This window comes from Bradyrhizobium sp. (assembly GCF_035935975.1).
GTDB lineage: Bacteria > Pseudomonadota > Alphaproteobacteria > Rhizobiales > Xanthobacteraceae > Bradyrhizobium.
The window spans coordinates 20852-36227 of sequence record NZ_DASYWN010000024.1 but is presented as its reverse complement, the minus strand read 5'-3'; the positions used below and the strand labels follow the sequence as shown (position 1 = coordinate 36227).

The 15376-nt window shown below is 65.4% G+C and carries 17 protein-coding genes; 5 read left to right on the top strand and 12 right to left on the bottom strand.

Annotated elements, in window-relative coordinates:
- The first annotated feature begins 3 nt into the window (after positions 1 to 3).
- Positions 4 to 579, top strand: coding sequence for a GNAT family N-acetyltransferase (locus tag VGR99_RS11945; protein WP_326898569.1), 576 nt, complete (start codon positions 4 to 6; stop codon positions 577 to 579).
- 3 nt (positions 580 to 582) lie between these two features.
- Here the strand turns inward: VGR99_RS11945 and VGR99_RS11940 are convergent, their stop codons facing one another.
- Positions 583 to 795 carry a hypothetical protein gene (locus tag VGR99_RS11940; protein ID WP_326898568.1) on the bottom strand — a complete coding sequence of 71 codons (213 nt, stop codon included), beginning with the start codon at positions 793 to 795 and terminating at the stop codon, positions 583 to 585.
- A 169-nt stretch (positions 796 to 964) separates the two neighbouring features.
- On the opposite strand from VGR99_RS11940, the gene VGR99_RS11935 reads away from it, so the two are divergent.
- On the top strand, positions 965 to 1906 hold the full coding sequence (locus VGR99_RS11935; protein WP_326898567.1) for a dehydrogenase: 942 nt from the start codon (positions 965 to 967) through the stop codon (positions 1904 to 1906).
- Positions 1907 to 1928: 22 nt separating this feature from the next.
- Here VGR99_RS11935 and VGR99_RS11930 read toward each other — a convergent pair whose 3' ends face one another.
- Together VGR99_RS11930 and VGR99_RS11925 are read right to left on the bottom strand one after the other, a co-directional pair.
- On the bottom strand, positions 1929 to 2369 hold the full coding sequence (locus VGR99_RS11930) for a flagellar basal body rod protein FlgC (RefSeq protein WP_326898566.1): 441 nt from the start codon (positions 2367 to 2369) through the stop codon (positions 1929 to 1931).
- A 116-nt stretch (positions 2370 to 2485) separates the two neighbouring features.
- Positions 2486 to 3535 carry a hydroxyacid dehydrogenase gene (locus VGR99_RS11925; protein WP_326898565.1) on the bottom strand — a complete coding sequence of 350 codons (1050 nt, stop codon included), beginning with the start codon at positions 3533 to 3535 and terminating at the stop codon, positions 2486 to 2488.
- A gap of 242 nt (positions 3536 to 3777) precedes the next feature.
- Here VGR99_RS11925 and VGR99_RS11920 point away from each other — a divergent pair, with 242 nt between their 5' ends.
- The 3 genes from VGR99_RS11920 to VGR99_RS11910 all read left to right on the top strand — a co-directional run bounded on the left by VGR99_RS11920 (position 3778) and on the right by VGR99_RS11910 (position 5384).
- The gene (locus VGR99_RS11920; protein WP_326898564.1) at positions 3778 to 4338 is read left to right on the top strand and encodes a decarboxylase; all 561 of its coding nucleotides are present in this window, start codon (positions 3778 to 3780) and stop codon (positions 4336 to 4338) included.
- An 8-nt stretch (positions 4339 to 4346) separates the two neighbouring features.
- Positions 4347 to 4943 (top strand): thiamine pyrophosphate-dependent enzyme, encoded by a 597-nt coding sequence (locus VGR99_RS11915; protein ID WP_326898563.1) that lies wholly within the window; start codon positions 4347 to 4349, stop codon positions 4941 to 4943.
- A 78-nt stretch (positions 4944 to 5021) separates the two neighbouring features.
- The gene (locus VGR99_RS11910) at positions 5022 to 5384 is read left to right on the top strand and encodes a VanZ family protein (RefSeq protein WP_326898562.1); all 363 of its coding nucleotides are present in this window, start codon (positions 5022 to 5024) and stop codon (positions 5382 to 5384) included.
- Positions 5385 to 5442: 58 nt separating this feature from the next.
- On the opposite strand, the gene VGR99_RS11905 is transcribed toward VGR99_RS11910, so the two are convergent.
- The 9 genes from VGR99_RS11905 to VGR99_RS11865 all read right to left on the bottom strand — a co-directional run bounded on the left by VGR99_RS11905 (position 5443) and on the right by VGR99_RS11865 (position 15284).
- Positions 5443 to 5826: a DUF1236 domain-containing protein gene (locus tag VGR99_RS11905; RefSeq protein WP_014496647.1), complete on the bottom strand. Its 384-nt coding sequence runs from the start codon at positions 5824 to 5826 to the stop codon at positions 5443 to 5445.
- 127 nt (positions 5827 to 5953) lie between these two features.
- On the bottom strand, positions 5954 to 6841 hold the full coding sequence (locus VGR99_RS11900) for a 2-hydroxy-3-oxopropionate reductase (RefSeq protein ID WP_326898561.1): 888 nt from the start codon (positions 6839 to 6841) through the stop codon (positions 5954 to 5956).
- Positions 6842 to 6853: 12 nt separating this feature from the next.
- Complete coding sequence (gene hyi / locus VGR99_RS11895; protein WP_326898560.1) at positions 6854 to 7639, bottom strand: hydroxypyruvate isomerase; 786 nt, start codon at positions 7637 to 7639, stop codon at positions 6854 to 6856.
- An 11-nt stretch (positions 7640 to 7650) separates the two neighbouring features.
- Positions 7651 to 9441: a glyoxylate carboligase gene (gene gcl / locus VGR99_RS11890; protein ID WP_326898559.1), complete on the bottom strand. Its 1791-nt coding sequence runs from the start codon at positions 9439 to 9441 to the stop codon at positions 7651 to 7653.
- Positions 9442 to 9592: 151 nt separating this feature from the next.
- The gene (locus VGR99_RS11885) at positions 9593 to 11395 is read right to left on the bottom strand and encodes an adenine deaminase C-terminal domain-containing protein (protein WP_326898558.1); all 1803 of its coding nucleotides are present in this window, start codon (positions 11393 to 11395) and stop codon (positions 9593 to 9595) included.
- A gap of 85 nt (positions 11396 to 11480) precedes the next feature.
- Positions 11481 to 12281: an NYN domain-containing protein gene (locus VGR99_RS11880; protein ID WP_326898557.1), complete on the bottom strand. Its 801-nt coding sequence runs from the start codon at positions 12279 to 12281 to the stop codon at positions 11481 to 11483.
- A gap of 53 nt (positions 12282 to 12334) precedes the next feature.
- A complete protein-coding gene (locus VGR99_RS11875; protein ID WP_326898556.1) occupies positions 12335 to 13834 on the bottom strand; it encodes a tripartite tricarboxylate transporter permease in 1500 nt (499 codons plus the stop codon).
- Complete coding sequence (locus VGR99_RS11870; protein WP_326898555.1) at positions 13834 to 14319, bottom strand: tripartite tricarboxylate transporter TctB family protein; 486 nt, start codon at positions 14317 to 14319, stop codon at positions 13834 to 13836. Before VGR99_RS11870 ends, VGR99_RS11875 begins: the two co-directional genes overlap by 1 nt.
- Positions 14316 to 15284: a tripartite tricarboxylate transporter substrate binding protein gene (locus VGR99_RS11865; protein WP_326898554.1), complete on the bottom strand. Its 969-nt coding sequence runs from the start codon at positions 15282 to 15284 to the stop codon at positions 14316 to 14318. Before VGR99_RS11865 ends, VGR99_RS11870 begins: the two co-directional genes overlap by 4 nt.
- Positions 15285 to 15376 lie beyond the last annotated feature (92 nt).

The following is a 15376-nucleotide window of genomic DNA, read 5'->3' as shown; positions in this document are numbered from 1 at the left end:
CCGATGAACGAAACAGCTGCGCGCACGAGTGACGAACCGGTCCTGGTCAGGCCGTCACGCGAGAGCGATGTCGAGGCGATGCTGGCGATCTACCGCCATCACGTCCGCAATGGCGTGCCGCGCGACGTCGAGGGAACCGGCGCACCCGAGCCGGACGACCTGCGCGACCGCCGCAAGAACCTGAAGCAGACGCGCCTGCCGCATCTGGTCGCGACCTGGCGCGGCGAGGTGGTCGGCTATTCCTATGCGGTGCTGTTCCGCAAGCGCCCGGCCTATCGCTACACGGCCAAGCACTCGATCTATGTGCACCACGAGCATCTCGGCCGCGGGGTCGGGCGGATCCTGCTCCAGGAGCTGATCGATGCGTGCGCGGCCGCCGGCTTTCGCCAGATGATCGGCTATATCGATGCCGACAACGCGCCCTCGCTGGCGCTGCACGAGAAGTTCGGCTTCGCGCGCGCCGGCCTGTTGTGCGGCGTCGCCTATCGCCACGGCCGCTGGTCAGACACCGTCATGGTGCAGCGTTCGCTCGGCGCCGGCGTCACCGCGCCGCCGCCTGTCACCGCACCAGGGCGATAAAACTCAAGATGGAAAGTCAGCCGGCCTGACGTGGATGCGATCGGCATGCAGCGACCAGTGACGCAACGCCTGGTCCTTGCAGAATTTCGCCTTCGCCCGCTCCGTGGCTTCGGTCTCGTCGGCCGCGTCGATCTCCAGCGTGCCCTGGCAGACCTCGCTCTGCCGGCCGTACTCGCCAAGCACGTCCTTCATGAACCTGACGACATAAGTAGACATAGGACCTCCTGCTGCCCCGGCGAAAGGCACTCTAATCTCATTTAGGCCGAACCGGGGAAGGAGATTTTGACGCGGATCAAGGCGGAGGGAGCGATGGGGACAATCCGTTGCGGAACCGGCCGCCCGGGGCTAAAGGCGGGTTGCCGGCCTTCGCTTTGAGGATTTCCCCTTGCACTTTGTCTCCGACACCGAAGTCACGAAAGTTCTGACCTTTCCGATTCTCATCGCGGCGCTGGAAGCGGCGCATCGCCGGCCGAAGATGGAGGTGCTGGACGCCTTCCTCGGCGACGAGAAAGGGCAATACGTCATCCGCAGCGCCGTCGATCCCGGCCGGTACATGGCAAGCAAGATGTTCACCAGCTTCCCCGCCAACCTCGCGGAAGGGAAGATGCCCGCGGTGCAGGCCGTGTGCGTGCTGTTCGACGGCACCAACGGAAAGCCGCTGGCGGCGATGGACGGGACCGAGATCACGCATTGGCGCACTGCCGCGGATTCCGCGCTCGGCACGAAGCTGCTCGCCCCGCCCCATCCCGAGACGCTGCTCTGCGTCGGTGCCGGCGAGATGTCCGAATGGCTGATCCGGGGACATCGCACCGCGCGACCCTCGCTCCAGCGCGTGCTGATCTGGAATCGCAGCCCGGATCGCGCCGCGGAGCTCGTCCAGCGCCTGGCGAAGGACGGCGTCAAGGCGGAGACGATCACGGATCTCGATGCGGCGACGCGCGAGGCTGATGTCATCACCACCTGCACCCGGGCGCATCAGCCGCTGATCAAGGGCCGCAATCTGCGGCCGGGCACGCATCTCGACCTCGTCGGCGGCTACACGCCGCAAACCCGCGAGGCTGATGATGACGCAGCAAGGATGTCGCGGGTGTTCGTCGACATGCGGGAATCCGCTTTCCACGGCGTCGGCGACATCCTGCAACCGATCGCGAGCGGTGCGATCAGCGAGACAGACGTCCTCGGCGATCACTACGATCTCGCCAGCGGTCGCGTGCAGGGGCGCACCTCACCGTCCGACATCACCTTCTTCAAGAACGCGGGCGGCGGCCATCTCGACCTCATGACGTGCGAGGCCGTGTTCCAGCAGCTCGGCGCGAAGCTGGGCTAGACGCGCTACCCGGCGTCAGCCGTCACGTCTTGATGTCGAGGAGCGTGTCCGTCGTTTCCGCGTAGGCCTTGATGACCTTCGCATCGGCGATGAAGCTGTACTTTGCAGTCTCCAGCTCAACGAATTCACCGACAATATCGACATTCGGCGCGGCGACCAGGCCATCCTGGTTTGCGTAGGGAGCGCTCGGATCGTATTGGGCGGTGAAGCTCGGGGACACCGTCGACACGGTCGCGGCCGTACCGCCCGGAATCGTGCCGCTCGATTGGGAGACCTGGTCGACCCGCAGCGGCACATAGGCCGCGGGAAAGGTCGGAGCAATGCCCGCACCGGCCGACGCGCCCGATCCGCCCGACGCGGGCAGCGGGCCGGTCGTGTTGGCATTGGCGATGTTGCTTGCGGCCACGCTGACGCGCAAGCTCGCTGCGGAAAGTCCTGAGGTCGCGATCGAAAGTATGCTCATGCCCCCTGATTTACAGGACAAGTCATACGTCTTCATTCACGCCATCAGTAAAATCCGCAGCTTTCTGTTTTGATCCTCGTAACCAGCGATCGGAGCGCGATCCGGCGTCGCGCGCCCTACCCCGGCATCACGCCAAAGGCCTGCTTGAAGCGCTCGGCATAGCGCGGCCAGACCTCGGGATTGATGATGCGCGGCGGACGCTTGCCGTCGAGCGTATCGAGCACCTGCTCGGCGGCGATGCGGCCCATGTTCTGGCGCGCCTCGATGGTGACGCCCGCGGTGTGGGGGCTCGCCAGCACGTTGTCGAACTGGAGCAGCGGGTGCTCCGGGGGCGGCGGCTCCTTCGACCAGACGTCGAGGCCGGCACCGGCAATGCGCTTGTCGCGCAAGGCCTGGAGCAGCGCATCCTCGTCGTGGATGAAGCCGCGCGCCGTGGTGATGAAATACGCATGCGGCTGCATCAGCGCGAACTCGCGCGTGCTGATCATGTTACGGCTGCGCTTGTCGAGCGGACAGGAGATCGAGACGAAATCGGCGCGGCGCAGCAGCTCGTCGAGCTCCACCTTCTCCCCGCCCCGCTCGGCCATGACCTCGGCCGTGAGGTAGGGATCGTAGGCCAGCACCTTCATGCCGAACAGGCCCTTGCACAGCGCGGCGATGCGGCGGCCGACATTGCCGAGGCCGATGATGCCGACGGTCTTGTGCTCGATCTCGTTGCCGACGAGGTCGTTGCGGTTGACGTTGGCCTCGCGGCGGAGCTTGCGGTCGGACTGGATGATGCGCTTGGACAGCGTCAGCATCATCGCCAGCGCGTGCTCGGCGACCGAATGGGCGTTGCCGCCGGACTGGTTGACGACCAGCACGCCCGCATCGGTGCAGGCCTCGACGTCGACGGGGTCGAAGCCCGCGCCGTTGCTGGAGACCAGCAGCAGGTTCGGCGTGCGCTTGAGGAGAGCGGCATCGACATGGAAATGCGGCGCCAGCTCGTCGCGGGCCGCGCCGATCTGGTAGACATGGGCCGCGCTCAGGATCGGTGCGTAGAAGTCCTCGGGGCTCTCGTTCTCGATGCGATCGAGCCGCACGTCGGGCCGCGCCTTCAGGATGTCGATATAGATCGGATTGGCCAGGTATTTGACGTAGAAGACGCGCTTGCTGTTGACGGACATCAGGACCCTTCCGGCTCTCTCGCGGAGACCCGCAAGGCCAGCGCAACCCGCGCCCCGTCCATGCGTCCCTCCCGTTTTCTCGTTGTCGCCGCTTATGACATGGCGGTGCCGGCCACGGCAGGCCGTCTGGCGCAGATCACGGTGCCGGCCCGGACATGTTGACAATCCCGCCCGCTCCGTCAAGTTCGGCAGATCGCCGCGACGGACCAAGAAGAAGCATGCGCGGCATGAGGGAGAACGCGATGGGGATTGCGGAACAGCAGGCCTCGGCGGGACAGGCGTCCAGCGACAAGAGCTGGCATGGCATCGTCCTGCAGACCCTGAAGCGGAACGAGATCAGCCTCATTCCTTACGTGCCCGACCGGGTGCTGACGCCGCTGATCAAGAACCTCCACGCCGATCCCTTCTTCACGACCTTTGCCACTGCCCGCGAGGAAGAAGCCGTCGGCATCGTCTCCGGCGCCTGGATGGGCGGACGGCGCGGCGCGGTGCTGATGCAGACCTCCGGCTTTGCCACGCTCGCCAATGTGCTGGCCTCGCTGGCGGTGCCCTACCAGATCCCGCTGATCATGTTCGTGTCCGAACGCGGCACGCTGGGCGAGTTCAATTACGGCCAGTCGCTGGTCTGCCGCACCATGCGCCCGGTGCTGGACTCGCTGGCGCTGGAGCACCACACCATCACCCGGCTCGACGAGCTCGAATTCATCGCCGACCGCTCGATCAAGCAGGCCGTCACCACGCAGGCGCCGGTGGCGCTGATCCTCAATCCGCTGCTCACCGGCGGCAAGACCTTCGACAAGTGAGCGCAGCCATGACCAATCGCAACACCAAGGTGATGAACCGGTTCGATCTGACCTCGCGCCTGATCGCAAAACTCAAGCACGAGGAAGCGGTGATCGGCGGCATCGGCAACACCAATTTCGATCTCTGGGCCGCGGGCCATCGTCCGCAGAATTTCTACATGCTCGGCAGCATGGGCCTCGCCTTCCCGATCGCGCTCGGCGTGGCGCTGGCGCAGCCCGATCGTCGCGTCTTCGCGCTCGAAGGCGACGGCTCGCTGCTCATGCAGCTCGGCGCGCTCTCGACGATTGCGACGCTGAAGCCGAAGAACCTGATCATGATCGTGATGGACAACGGCATCTACCAGATTACCGGAGCGCAGCCGACGCCGGCTGCGAGTGTGGCCGACATCGTCGGCATCGCCACCGCTTCGGGGCTTGCCAACAGTGCCTGGGCCGCGGACGAGGAGGATTTCGATCGCCTGGTGGACGAGGCCATGGCCGCCTCGGAGCCGAGCCTGATCGCCGTCCGTATCGACGACAAGCCGGGTGTTGGAACCACGCGGCGCGATCCGGTCCAGATCCGGGAACGCTTCATGCACGGCCTCGGCGTGCGTGAGCCGCTTTAACGTTTCGTCATTAACTACACGACGATCTGATCCCGCCTCCGCGACAGGCTGCTGCAAAATCCGTGCTATTGGCATCGGATGTCCATTTTCGTTCGGTCTTTTGCCTGGCTGCTCGCCGCCGCCGTGACCTTCGCAACCCTCGGGCCCCCGGGCCTGCGGCCCCATTCCGACCTCGGTCAGGACGGCGAGCACGCGCTTGCCTTCATTCTGGTGGGGCTGGCCTTTGGCCTCGCCTATCGCAACCGGCGCTGGACTGTTGCCGCCGTCGCGGTAGTCCTGATCGGCGTGCTCGAGCTGATGCAGTTCCTGGCGCCGGGCCGGCATGCGCGGCTGGAGGATTTTCTGGTCGATGCCGGCACGGCCTGCATCGGCTTTGCGCTCGCGGCGATCGCCGACTGGGTGATGACCCGCGTCCGCGCCAATTCCGCCCTCACAAGCTAAGGCCCCGCGGAGCGATGCTCCGCAGGGCCCAGCTGTTCAAAGCCTGCGCTCTGATCGATCAGTCGATGATCTTGACGACGCGGCGCGTGCGCGGTTCGACGATCACGCGACGATCGTTCACGACCGCATAGCGATACTCGGTGTAGTTCGGCACCGGGCGCAGCACCACGGTCGGAGGCAGCGGCTCGCCGACCACGACACGCTCGTGGATCACGACGGAATCATCGCGCGGGATTCCGCCCAGCACCGCATTCGGAATTTCCAATCCGGCGCCTACGGCCGCACCGACGGTGCCGCCGACCATTGCGCCGATGGGACCGCCGATGTCGCCGCCCGCACGCGCGCCATCCCTGGCGCCCTGTTCGGTCGTCGACTGGGCAAAGGCTGCGCTCGACGCCAGCAGCGACACAGCAGCCAACGAAATCGCAAGACGGGTTTTCATGTCCACACTCTCCAGTGTTTATTGCCAGTGTTTATTGATGCGCCTTCAACCGCGGGGCCGAACCAATGTTCCAGTTCCGCCGCGACGAAAATTGCATCACATCTGGAGAGTGTTACCGCGTAACAGTTCAGGCCGCGGCGATCTCGTGACCCGCCATCAGTTCCAGCGCCCGCACCATCGCCGAATGATCCCAGGCCTTGCCGCCATGCGCGGTGCAGGACGAGAACAATTGCTGCGCCACCGCCGTGCTCGGCAACGACAGGCCAAGCGCGCGCGCGCCTTCGAGCGCGAGGTTGAGATCCTTCTGATGCAGCTCGATGCGGAAGCCGGGATCGAAATTGCGCTTCACCATGCGTTCGCCATGCACTTCGAGAATGCGCGAGGAGGCGAAGCCGCCCATCAGCGCCTTGCGCACCAGCGCAGGGTCAGCCCCCGCCTTGGACGCGAACAGCAGCGCCTCGCTCACCGCTTCGATGGTCAGCGCGACGATGATCTGGTTGGCGACCTTGGTCGTCTGGCCGTCCCCATTGGCGCCGACATGGGTGACGTTCTTGCCCATCTTGTCGAAGACCGGCTTCATGGTGCCAAAGGCGCGCTCGGGCCCGCCGACCATGATGGTGAGGCTCGCAGCCTTCGCGCCGACCTCGCCACCCGACACCGGCGCGTCGAGATAATCCGCACCGAGCGCCTCGATCTTCTTCGCGAACTCCTTGGTCGCCAGCGGCGAGATCGAGCTCATGTCGACGACGATCTTGCCCTTGGAGATGCCGCTCGCAACGCCGTCCTTGCCGAACAGCACGGCCTCCACATGCGGCGTATCCGGCACCATGATGATGACGGCATCCGCCTCCTCCGCGACCTCCTTGGCCGACTTGCAGACAACGCCGCCCGCGGTGACCAGCTCCGGCGGGACCGGCGCGACGTCGTGCAGGAGAACGCGATGGCCCGCGGCCAGAAGATGGCCGGCCATCGGCCGTCCCATGGTGCCAAGTCCGATGAAGCCGATGTCGATCATGTCACTCGTTCCTCAGGTCTCGAAGGTTTGCGCGGCGTGCCAGGACAGGCCTTCCAGGGTCGTGGTGCGCGGCTTGTATTCGCAGCCGATCCAGCCGCGATAACCGATCGCGTCGAGATGGCGGAACAGGAAGGGATAGTTGATCTCGCCCGTGCCAGGCTCGTGACGGCCGGGATTGTCGGCGAGCTGGATATGCGCGATCTGCGACAGATATTCCTGCATGGTGCGGGCGAGATCGCCCTCCATGATCTGCATGTGATAGATGTCGTACTGGACGAACAGATTGTTCGACCGCACCTCGGAGATCAGCTGCACCGCCTGCTCGGTGCCGTTGAGGTAGAAGCCGGGAATGTCGAGTGTGTTGATCGGCTCGACCAGCAGCTTGATGTTCTCCCGTGCCAGCGTCGAGGCGGCGAAGCGCAGGTTTCCGACCAGCGTCTCCTGAAGCTCGCGTGGATCGGCATCGACAGGCGCGATACCGACGAGACAGTTGAGCTGGTCGCAATCGAGCGCCTTGGCATAGTCGATGGCGCGGAACACGCCGTCGCGGAATTCGGCGGTGCGATCGGGCATGATCGCGATGCCGCGCTCGCCGCCGGCCCAGTTGCCGGCGGGGAGATTGTGCAGCACCTGCGTCAGCCCGTGCGCTTCGAGCTGCTCGCGGAGCTGCGCCTTGTCGAAATCATAGGGGAAGAGATATTCGACTCCGGAGAAGCCGGCCGACTTCGCCGCAGCGAAGCGGTCGAGGAACGGCATCTCGTTGAAGAGCATGGTGAGATTGGCGGCGAATTTCGGCATGGTGCTCTCCCCTATTCCGCCGGCTGCAGCACGCCGGGCTGCCTGGTCCCGACCTCGTCGAGCGGCAGATCCAGCACCTCCTCGAACTCGACGATGTTGTCGATTTCGGTGCCCATCGCGATGTTGGTGACGCGTTCAAGGATGAACTCGACGACGACAGGCACGCGGTGCTTCTTCATCAATTCGCGCGCAGTGGCGAACGCCGCCTGGGTGTCCTTGGGATCGGTGACGCGGATCGCCTTGCAGCCGAGACCTTCGGCGACCGTGACATGATCGACGCCGTAGACGCCGATCTCCGGCGCGTTGATGTTCTCGAAGGAGAGCTGGACGTGATAGTCCATCTCGAAGCCGCGCTGGGCCTGGCGGATCAGGCCGAGATAGGAATTGTTCACGACGACGTGGATGTAGGGCAGATTGAACTGCGCCCCGACTGCAAGCTCCTCGATCAGGAACTGGAAGTCGTAGTCACCGGAGAGCGCGACGATCTCGCGATCCGGACACGCCGCGCGCACGCCGAGCGCGGCGGGCAGCGTCCAGCCGAGCGGACCCGCCTGCCCGGCATTGATCCAGTTGCGCGGCTTGTAGACGCCCAAGAACTGCGCGCCGGCAATCTGCGACAGGCCGATCACGGTGACATAGGTGGTGTCGCGGCCGAACGCCTTGTTCATCTCCTCATAGACGCGCTGCGGCTTGATCGGGACGTTGTCGAAATGGCTCTTGCGCAGCATCGTCTTCTTGCGATCGCGGCAGGCCGCGGGCCACGCCTGGCGCTCGCGAAGCCTGCCTGACCGGCGCCACTCCCTGGCGACGGCGACGAACAGCTCGAGGGCAGCCTTCGCGTCCGAGACGATGCCGAGATCGGGATTGAACACGCGGCCGATCTGGGTCGGCTCGATATCGACATGCACGAAGGTGCGGCCCTTGGTGTAGGTCTCGACCGAGCCGGTGTGCCGGTTGGCCCAGCGGTTGCCGATGCCGAGCACGAAATCGGACTCCAGCAGCGTGGCGTTGCCATAGCGGTGGCTGGTCTGAAGGCCGACCATGCCGGCCATCAGCACGTGGTCGTCGGGGATCGCCCCCCACCCCATCAGCGTCGGGACAACGGGGACGTTGGCGATCTCGGCGAACTCGACCAGCAGATCGGAGGCATCGGCGTTGATGATGCCGCCGCCCGCGACGATCAGCGGCCGCTCGGCGGCGTTGAGCATCTCGAGCGCCTTCTCGACCTGCTTGCGCGTGGCCGTCGGCTTGTAGACCGGCAGCGGCTCATAGGTCTCGTCGTCGAACTCGATCTCGGCGAGCTGCACGTCGAGCGGCATGTCGATCAGCACCGGCCCCGGCCGGCCCGAGCGCATCACGTGAAACGCCTGGCTGAACACGCGCGGCACCAGCGCCGGTTCGCGCACGGTCACCGCCCATTTGGTCACGGGCTTTGCGATCGACTCGATGTCGACCGCCTGGAAGTCCTCCTTGTAGAGCCGCGCCCGCGGCGCCTGCCCGGTGATGCAGAGGATCGGAATGGAATCGGCGATCGCCGAATAGAGCCCGGTGATCATGTCGGTGCCGGCCGGCCCCGAGGTGCCGATGCAGACGCCGATATTGCCGGCCTTGGCCCGCGTATAACCTTCCGCCATGTGCGAGGCACCCTCGACGTGGCGCGCGAGGATGTGGCGGATCGACCCGCGCTTCTTCAGCGCCGAGTAAAGCGGGTTGATCGCAGCCCCGGGAACGCCAAAGGCAGTGGAGATGCCTTCCTTCTCCAGAATTCGCACGGCAGCATCGATGGCACGCATCTTCGCCATATCGGATCTCCCTCGGTTACGTCAGCGAGCGAGATCATCGGGCGCGCAGAAACCGATCTCAACGAGATCGATTTTATTTTCCACGATGCGGCAGCCGTGGAAAAAGCAAGGCCCTCTCAATCGGTTAAGCCGCGATATCCGTGAAAGCACCTCACTCGAACAGCGGCGCCAGCTCCATCTGCGGGACAAGCACGAGGCCCTTGTCGGTGATGCGAATTTCCGGAATGACCGATAGCGGAATCAAATTGAAGCCCATGTAGGGGATGGTGCAGCCGGCCTCGGCCCATTCCTTCTTCAGCACCTTGACCTCTTCGGCCACCTCGGTGACGCGCTTGTCGGAGAGCAGGCCGGCGATCGGCAGCGGGACCAGCGCCCTCACCTTGCCGTCGGCGACGACGCAGACGCCGCCCTGCTTTTCCTTGATCGCCGAAATCGCGACCTGCATATCCGGCTCATTGGTTCCGGCAACGATGATGTTGTGGCTGTCATGCCCGACGCTGGAGGCGACCGCGCCGCGCTTCAGGCCAAAATCCTTGAGCAGGCCATGGGCGACGTTGCCGGCCGACTTGCCGTGACGCTCGACCACCGCGACGAAGCAGAGGCCGTAGCGCTCAAACAGCGACGGCCAGTCCTTGGCCGGCTCAATCCTGACCTTCTCATGGATCAGCGTGATGCCGGGCAGCGCGGTCTTGATCGCGTTGACGGTGCAGGCCTTCGCCGGAAGCTCCGGCGTCAGCTTCATCGTCTCCGGCAGTTTGACCGTCGCATAAGCCGCCTTCGGATACTGATAGCGCTGTGACAACGCCTGATCGAGAAGCGGCGTGATCTTGCTGTGCTCGACCACGAGCTCGCCGCCATACCAGGTGCATTGCGGCTTGAGCTGATCGTCCATCAGCACGAGATCGGCGCGGCGGCCGCCGCCGAGACCGCCGATATCGCCCTCCATGCCGAAGCGCGTGGCGCCATGCAGCGAGCCCATCGACCAGGCCTGTTCCGGCGACATTCCCGCCTTCACCGCTTCGCGCACCACCCAATCGAGGCCGAACAGCAGCAGATCGTCGGCATCGCGATCATCCGTGCACACGGCCGTGCGCTTGTGCGAGGCCCCGAGCTCGGTGATCGTCCGGATCGCCTGCGGCAGCGAATGCCAGGGCGTGGTCGGCGGGCCGCCGCGCAGGAAAATCCAGACGCCGGCGTCGAGCAGATCATCGGCGATGTCGCGGTCGATCGCCTCATGGGTGTCGGTGACGCCGGAGGCCGCATAGGCCGCGACGAATTCGCGGCCATAGATATGCCCGGACACCGGGCGCCCGCGCTTCAAGGCCGCGGCGAGGATCGCATGGCTGCGCTCGTCGCCCATCGTGACGGGGACAAAATCCATCTTCTCCCCGAGCGCGACGGCTTCAGGCCAGCGGTCGAACAGACCGGCGATCTTGTCGGGCGTGAGATCGCCGCCCGCCGTCTCCAGCGCGGCCGATGTCGCCGGTACCGTGCTCGGCACCGTCAGGAAGATCGACAGCGGCGCCTCGCGCGCGTCCTCCAGCATCGCCTCGACACCGGCAACGTCCATGACGTTGCCGATCTCATGGCTGTCGCAGAAGATCGTGGTGGTACCGTTGAGCAGCGCGGCCTCGGCATAGGCGCAGGCCGTCACCATCGAGGATTCGATGTGGATGTGCGGATCGACCAGCCCCGGCGCGACGATGCCGCCGGCTGCGTCATAGGATGGCACGCCACTCCAGATCTTCTTCGCCGCACCGGCCGGCTTCACTGCCGCAATGCGGCCGCCGGTGATCCAGACCTCGCGGTCCGCGTGGATGCGCTCCGAATAGGTCGAGAGCACCCGCGCGCCGGTGATGACGAGTTCCGGCGCGACGCGCGCCGAGGCGACATCGGCCAGGCGCCGCGTCATGCTATGCAGCGGCGCGACGGCAAAACGGGTGAGCTTGGTCATGGGAACCCTCGCTTGGCGTTACGGCCGAACGATAGTTACGCCCTGCGCCAGACCGGGCAAACTCAAATATAACGGCACGCCCTGCTTACGCCTTAGGCGCCGAACCGCCTGCCGCCCTCGACCTTGGACGTCTGCGCGACTTCTTTGCTGTCGGCGGTGGCGCGGCGGCGGCCTTGACCCGGATCCGCACCGACCGCCCGTTCGTCTCATCGATCTCGAACGAATTCGTCTTTCGGACGAGGTCGCTGAGCTTGCGGAAACCGAACGTTCTTGGATCGAAATCGGAAGCCAGGTTGGCGAGCCGCTGCCCGAGTTCACGGAGCGCGACCCAACCGTCCTCGCTTTCCATCTGGGTAATGACTTTCTTGATAATCGGCGTGGCCGCATCGGGCGGCTGCAGCGGCGCAGACTTCGAGCCGGCATCCTGGGTGGTCGCGGTGCCCGCGAGCAGGTTCTCGGTATAGACGAACCTTCGGCAAGCCTGCCTGAAGCTTTCCGGTGTCTTCTGCTCCCCGAACCCAAAGACATCGACGCCCTGCTCGCGGATACGGGCGGCGAGACGGGTAAAGTCGCTATCGGATGACACCAGGCAAAAGCCATCGAACCGGCCGCTGTGAAGCAGGTCCATTGCGTCGATGACCAGAGTTATGTCCGAGGCATTCTTTCCCGTCGTGTAGGCGAACTGCTGTTGCGGGATGATCGCATGCTTCGACAGGATATCGGCCCACCCCCTGGACCTCGCGTTGGAGAAGTCGCCGTAGATGCGACGCACGCTCGCCTCGCCGATCTTGGCAATCTCCTCGAACAGTCCATCCGCGATTTTTGCGGAGGCATTATCCGCGTCGATCAGGACGGCGAGACGAGGCGAGCGAAGTTCCGACGGCATGGCGTTTCCCCACAAGATGAACGCAGCATCGGAAGATGCGTGCGGCGGGACGGCTAATCCTCGTTCGCCTTGAACCGCCCCAGCCCCTTTAGCACGAACGGCGCCAGCAGCGCGATCAGCGCGATTCCGAGCAGCGTCGCCGAGATCGGGCTCTGCAGCAGCGTCATGGGATCGCCGAGGCTGATCGCGAGCGCTCTTCGCAACTGGCTTTCGGCAATCGGCCCGAGGATCAGGCCGACGACGACAGGCGCGATCGGAAAATCGAACCGGCGCATCAGGAAACCGAGCACGCCGAAACCGGCCAGCATCGACAATTCCACCACCGACGGCTTTGCCGCGATGGTGCCCATGGTCGCGAACACGAGGATGCCGGAATAGAGCCAGGGCTGCGGGATCGCGAGCAGCCGCACCCACAGGCCGACCAGCGGCAGGTTGAGCACGAGCAGCATGCAGTTGGCGATGAACAGGCTGGCGATCAGGCCCCAGACCAGATCAGGCCGCTCGGCAAACAGCAGCGGCCCCGGGTTGAGACCGTATTGCTGGAAACCCGCCAGCATCATCGCGGCGGTTGCCGAGGTCGGCAGTCCCAGCGTCAGCAGCGGCACCAGCGTGCCGGCAGCGGAAGCATTGTTGGCAGCCTCAGGCCCGGCGACGCCTTCGATCGCCCCCTTGCCGAATTCCTCGGGATGCTTTGTCAGACGCTTCTCGGTCGAATAGGACAGGAAGGTCGGGATCTCCGCGCCGCCCGCCGGCAGCGCGCCGATCGGGAAGCCGAACATCGTGCCGCGCAGCCACGGTTTCCACGACCGCTTCCAGTCTTCCTTGGTCATCCATAGCGAGCCGCGCACCGGCTCGAGCTTCTCCTCGGTGTGGTGGCGACGCGAAGCGACGTAGAGCGCCTCGCCCACCGCGAACAGGCCGACCGCCAGCGTCGTCACCTCGACGCCGTCGAGCAGCTCGGGCACGCCGAATGCAAGCCGCGCCTGTCCGGTCAGCTTGTCGATGCCGACGAGGCCGAGCGTCAGCCCGATGAACAGGCTGGTCAGACCGCGGACCGGGGAATCGCCGAAGGTTGCGGACACCGTGACGAAGGCGACGCACATCAGGGCAAAATAATCCTCGGGGCCGAAGCGCACGGCGAAATCCACCAGCCATGGCGCGAGGAAGGCGAGCCCGATGGTGGCGATGGTGCCGGCGACGAAGGAGCCGATCGCGGAGGTCGCCAGCGCCGGCCCACCGCGGCCGGCCTTGGCCATCTTGTTGCCTTCGAGGGCGGTCGCCATCGAGGCGCTCTCGCCGGGCGTGTTGATCAGGATCGCGGTGGTCGAGCCGCCATACATGCCGCCATAATAGATGCCGGCGAACATGATCAGCGAGCCGCCGGGGTCGAGCTTGTAGGTGACGGGCAGCAGCAGCGCGACGGTCAGCGCCGGGCCGATGCCAGGCAGCACGCCGACGGCCGTGCCAAGGAACACGCCGATCAGCGCATAAAGCAGGTTCATCGGCTGGATGGCGACCGCCATGCCGTGGGCCAGCGCCGCAAAAGTGTCCATCACAGCAGTCGCTCCAGCGGGCCGGTCGGAAGGCTGAGCGTGAGCAGCCGGTCAAACGCGAGATAGATGAGGGTCGACATCACGAGCGCGATGACGCTGTCGACGAGGATGGCACGGCGCCCGAAGGCCGCCGAGGTCGTCACGAACAGCGCCGACGTCGCCAGGATGAAGCCGCCGCCGAAGCCGATGATGGCGATCAGCAGTGCGAGGCCAATGAGGATCAGAAACACCGGCACCGGATCGGCACTCTCGCGCGCCGGCAGATTGCCGCGCAGCGCGTCGACAAAGTTGCCGATCGCCAGCAGCGCAAGGCCGGTGGCAATCACCACCGGCATCGCTTCCGGCCCCATGCCGTACATCGCGGTCGATTGCAGGCCGCGTGCGTCCCAGACCAGCACCGCGGCAAGAGCCGCAAGCAATGCAGCGATGACGATGCCGGCGCGGTCGACGCGCCGCGGCGGCTGGGCGGGATCGCCTGAGCTCATGACTTGACGAGGCCGACCGATTTCAGCACGTCGGTGACGCGCACGGTTTCCTTCTTCAGGAAGTCGGCGAAGGCGTCGCCGCCGAGATAGGCATCCTCCCACCCCTTCTGCTTGAGGATCTCCTTCCAGGCGTCCGACTTCACCATCTTCTCGACCGCATCGCTCAGCGTCTTCTTCTGCTCAGGCGTGATGCCGGGAGGCGCGACCACCGAACGCCAGTTGGCGATCACGAGGTCGATGCCCTGTTCCTTGAAAGTCGGGATGTCGCTGCCGGCGATGCGCTTCTCCGAGGTCACGCCGATCGCGCGCAGCTTGCCGGACTTGATCTGGCCTTCATATTCGCTCAAGCCCGAAATGCCCGCGGTGACCTTGCCGCCGAGGATCGCGGCGAGCGACTCGCCGCCGCCGGAGAACGGGATGTAGTTGATCTTCTTCGCGTCGGCGCCGACCGCGCCTGCAAACAGCGCCGCCATCACATGGTCGACGCCGCCGGCCGAGCCGCCGGCGAAGGTGACCTTGGCGATATCGGCCTTCACCGCCGCGGCGAGATCCTGCGCTGTCTTGATCGGCGAGTTCGCGGGCACCACGATCACCTGGATTTCCTCGGTGAGGCGCGCGATCGGGGTCACCTGCTCGAGGGTGACAGGCGACTTGTTCATGGCGAGCGCGCCCACCATGACGAAGCCGTTGACCATCAGCTGGTTGCCGTCGCCCTTGGCACCGTTGACGAACTGGGCGATGCCGACGCTGCCGCCGGCGCCGGGAACGTTGATGACCTGCACGCTGCGCGCCACGCCGGAAGCCACCAGCGCCTGCTGCATCGAGCGCGCGGTCTGGTCCCAGCCACCGCCCGGAGCCGCCGGCGCCATCAGCTTGAGCTCGAGCTGCTGGGCAAAGGCAGGCGTCGCCGCCGCAAGGGTCAGCGCGACGGCTGCGCCGACAAGGCGCGCGGGAAATTGAAACATCGGGGCATTCTCCAGGCTCTTGCGGACGTGTTGATCGTTTGCCGCATTGTGTCGTTTGGTCGCATATCAGCCAAAACGACCTATGCTGTCCA

Coding starts and splice junctions, on each gene's coding strand:
- VGR99_RS11900 (WP_326898561.1), bottom strand. CDS start 6,841: ATGATCGACATCGGCTTCATCGGACTTGGCACCATGGGACGGCCGATG.
- VGR99_RS11885 (WP_326898558.1), bottom strand. CDS start 11,395: ATGACCAAGCTCACCCGTTTTGCCGTCGCGCCGCTGCATAGCATGACG.
- VGR99_RS11945 (WP_326898569.1), top strand. CDS start 4: ATGAACGAAACAGCTGCGCGCACGAGTGACGAACCGGTCCTGGTCAGG.
- VGR99_RS11925 (WP_326898565.1), bottom strand. CDS start 3,535: ATGTCCGTCAACAGCAAGCGCGTCTTCTACGTCAAATACCTGGCCAAT.
- gcl (WP_326898559.1), bottom strand. CDS start 9,441: ATGGCGAAGATGCGTGCCATCGATGCTGCCGTGCGAATTCTGGAGAAG.
- VGR99_RS11930 (WP_326898566.1), bottom strand. CDS start 2,369: ATGAGCATACTTTCGATCGCGACCTCAGGACTTTCCGCAGCGAGCTTG.
- VGR99_RS11920 (WP_326898564.1), top strand. CDS start 3,778: ATGGGGATTGCGGAACAGCAGGCCTCGGCGGGACAGGCGTCCAGCGAC.
- VGR99_RS11865 (WP_326898554.1), bottom strand. CDS start 15,284: ATGTTTCAATTTCCCGCGCGCCTTGTCGGCGCAGCCGTCGCGCTGACC.
- VGR99_RS11875 (WP_326898556.1), bottom strand. CDS start 13,834: ATGGACACTTTTGCGGCGCTGGCCCACGGCATGGCGGTCGCCATCCAG.
- VGR99_RS11910 (WP_326898562.1), top strand. CDS start 5,022: ATGTCCATTTTCGTTCGGTCTTTTGCCTGGCTGCTCGCCGCCGCCGTG.
- VGR99_RS11915 (WP_326898563.1), top strand. CDS start 4,347: ATGACCAATCGCAACACCAAGGTGATGAACCGGTTCGATCTGACCTCG.
- VGR99_RS11940 (WP_326898568.1), bottom strand. CDS start 795: ATGTCTACTTATGTCGTCAGGTTCATGAAGGACGTGCTTGGCGAGTAC.
- VGR99_RS11870 (WP_326898555.1), bottom strand. CDS start 14,319: ATGAGCTCAGGCGATCCCGCCCAGCCGCCGCGGCGCGTCGACCGCGCC.
- VGR99_RS11905 (WP_014496647.1), bottom strand. CDS start 5,826: ATGAAAACCCGTCTTGCGATTTCGTTGGCTGCTGTGTCGCTGCTGGCG.
- VGR99_RS11880 (WP_326898557.1), bottom strand. CDS start 12,281: ATGCCGTCGGAACTTCGCTCGCCTCGTCTCGCCGTCCTGATCGACGCG.
- hyi (WP_326898560.1), bottom strand. CDS start 7,639: ATGCCGAAATTCGCCGCCAATCTCACCATGCTCTTCAACGAGATGCCG.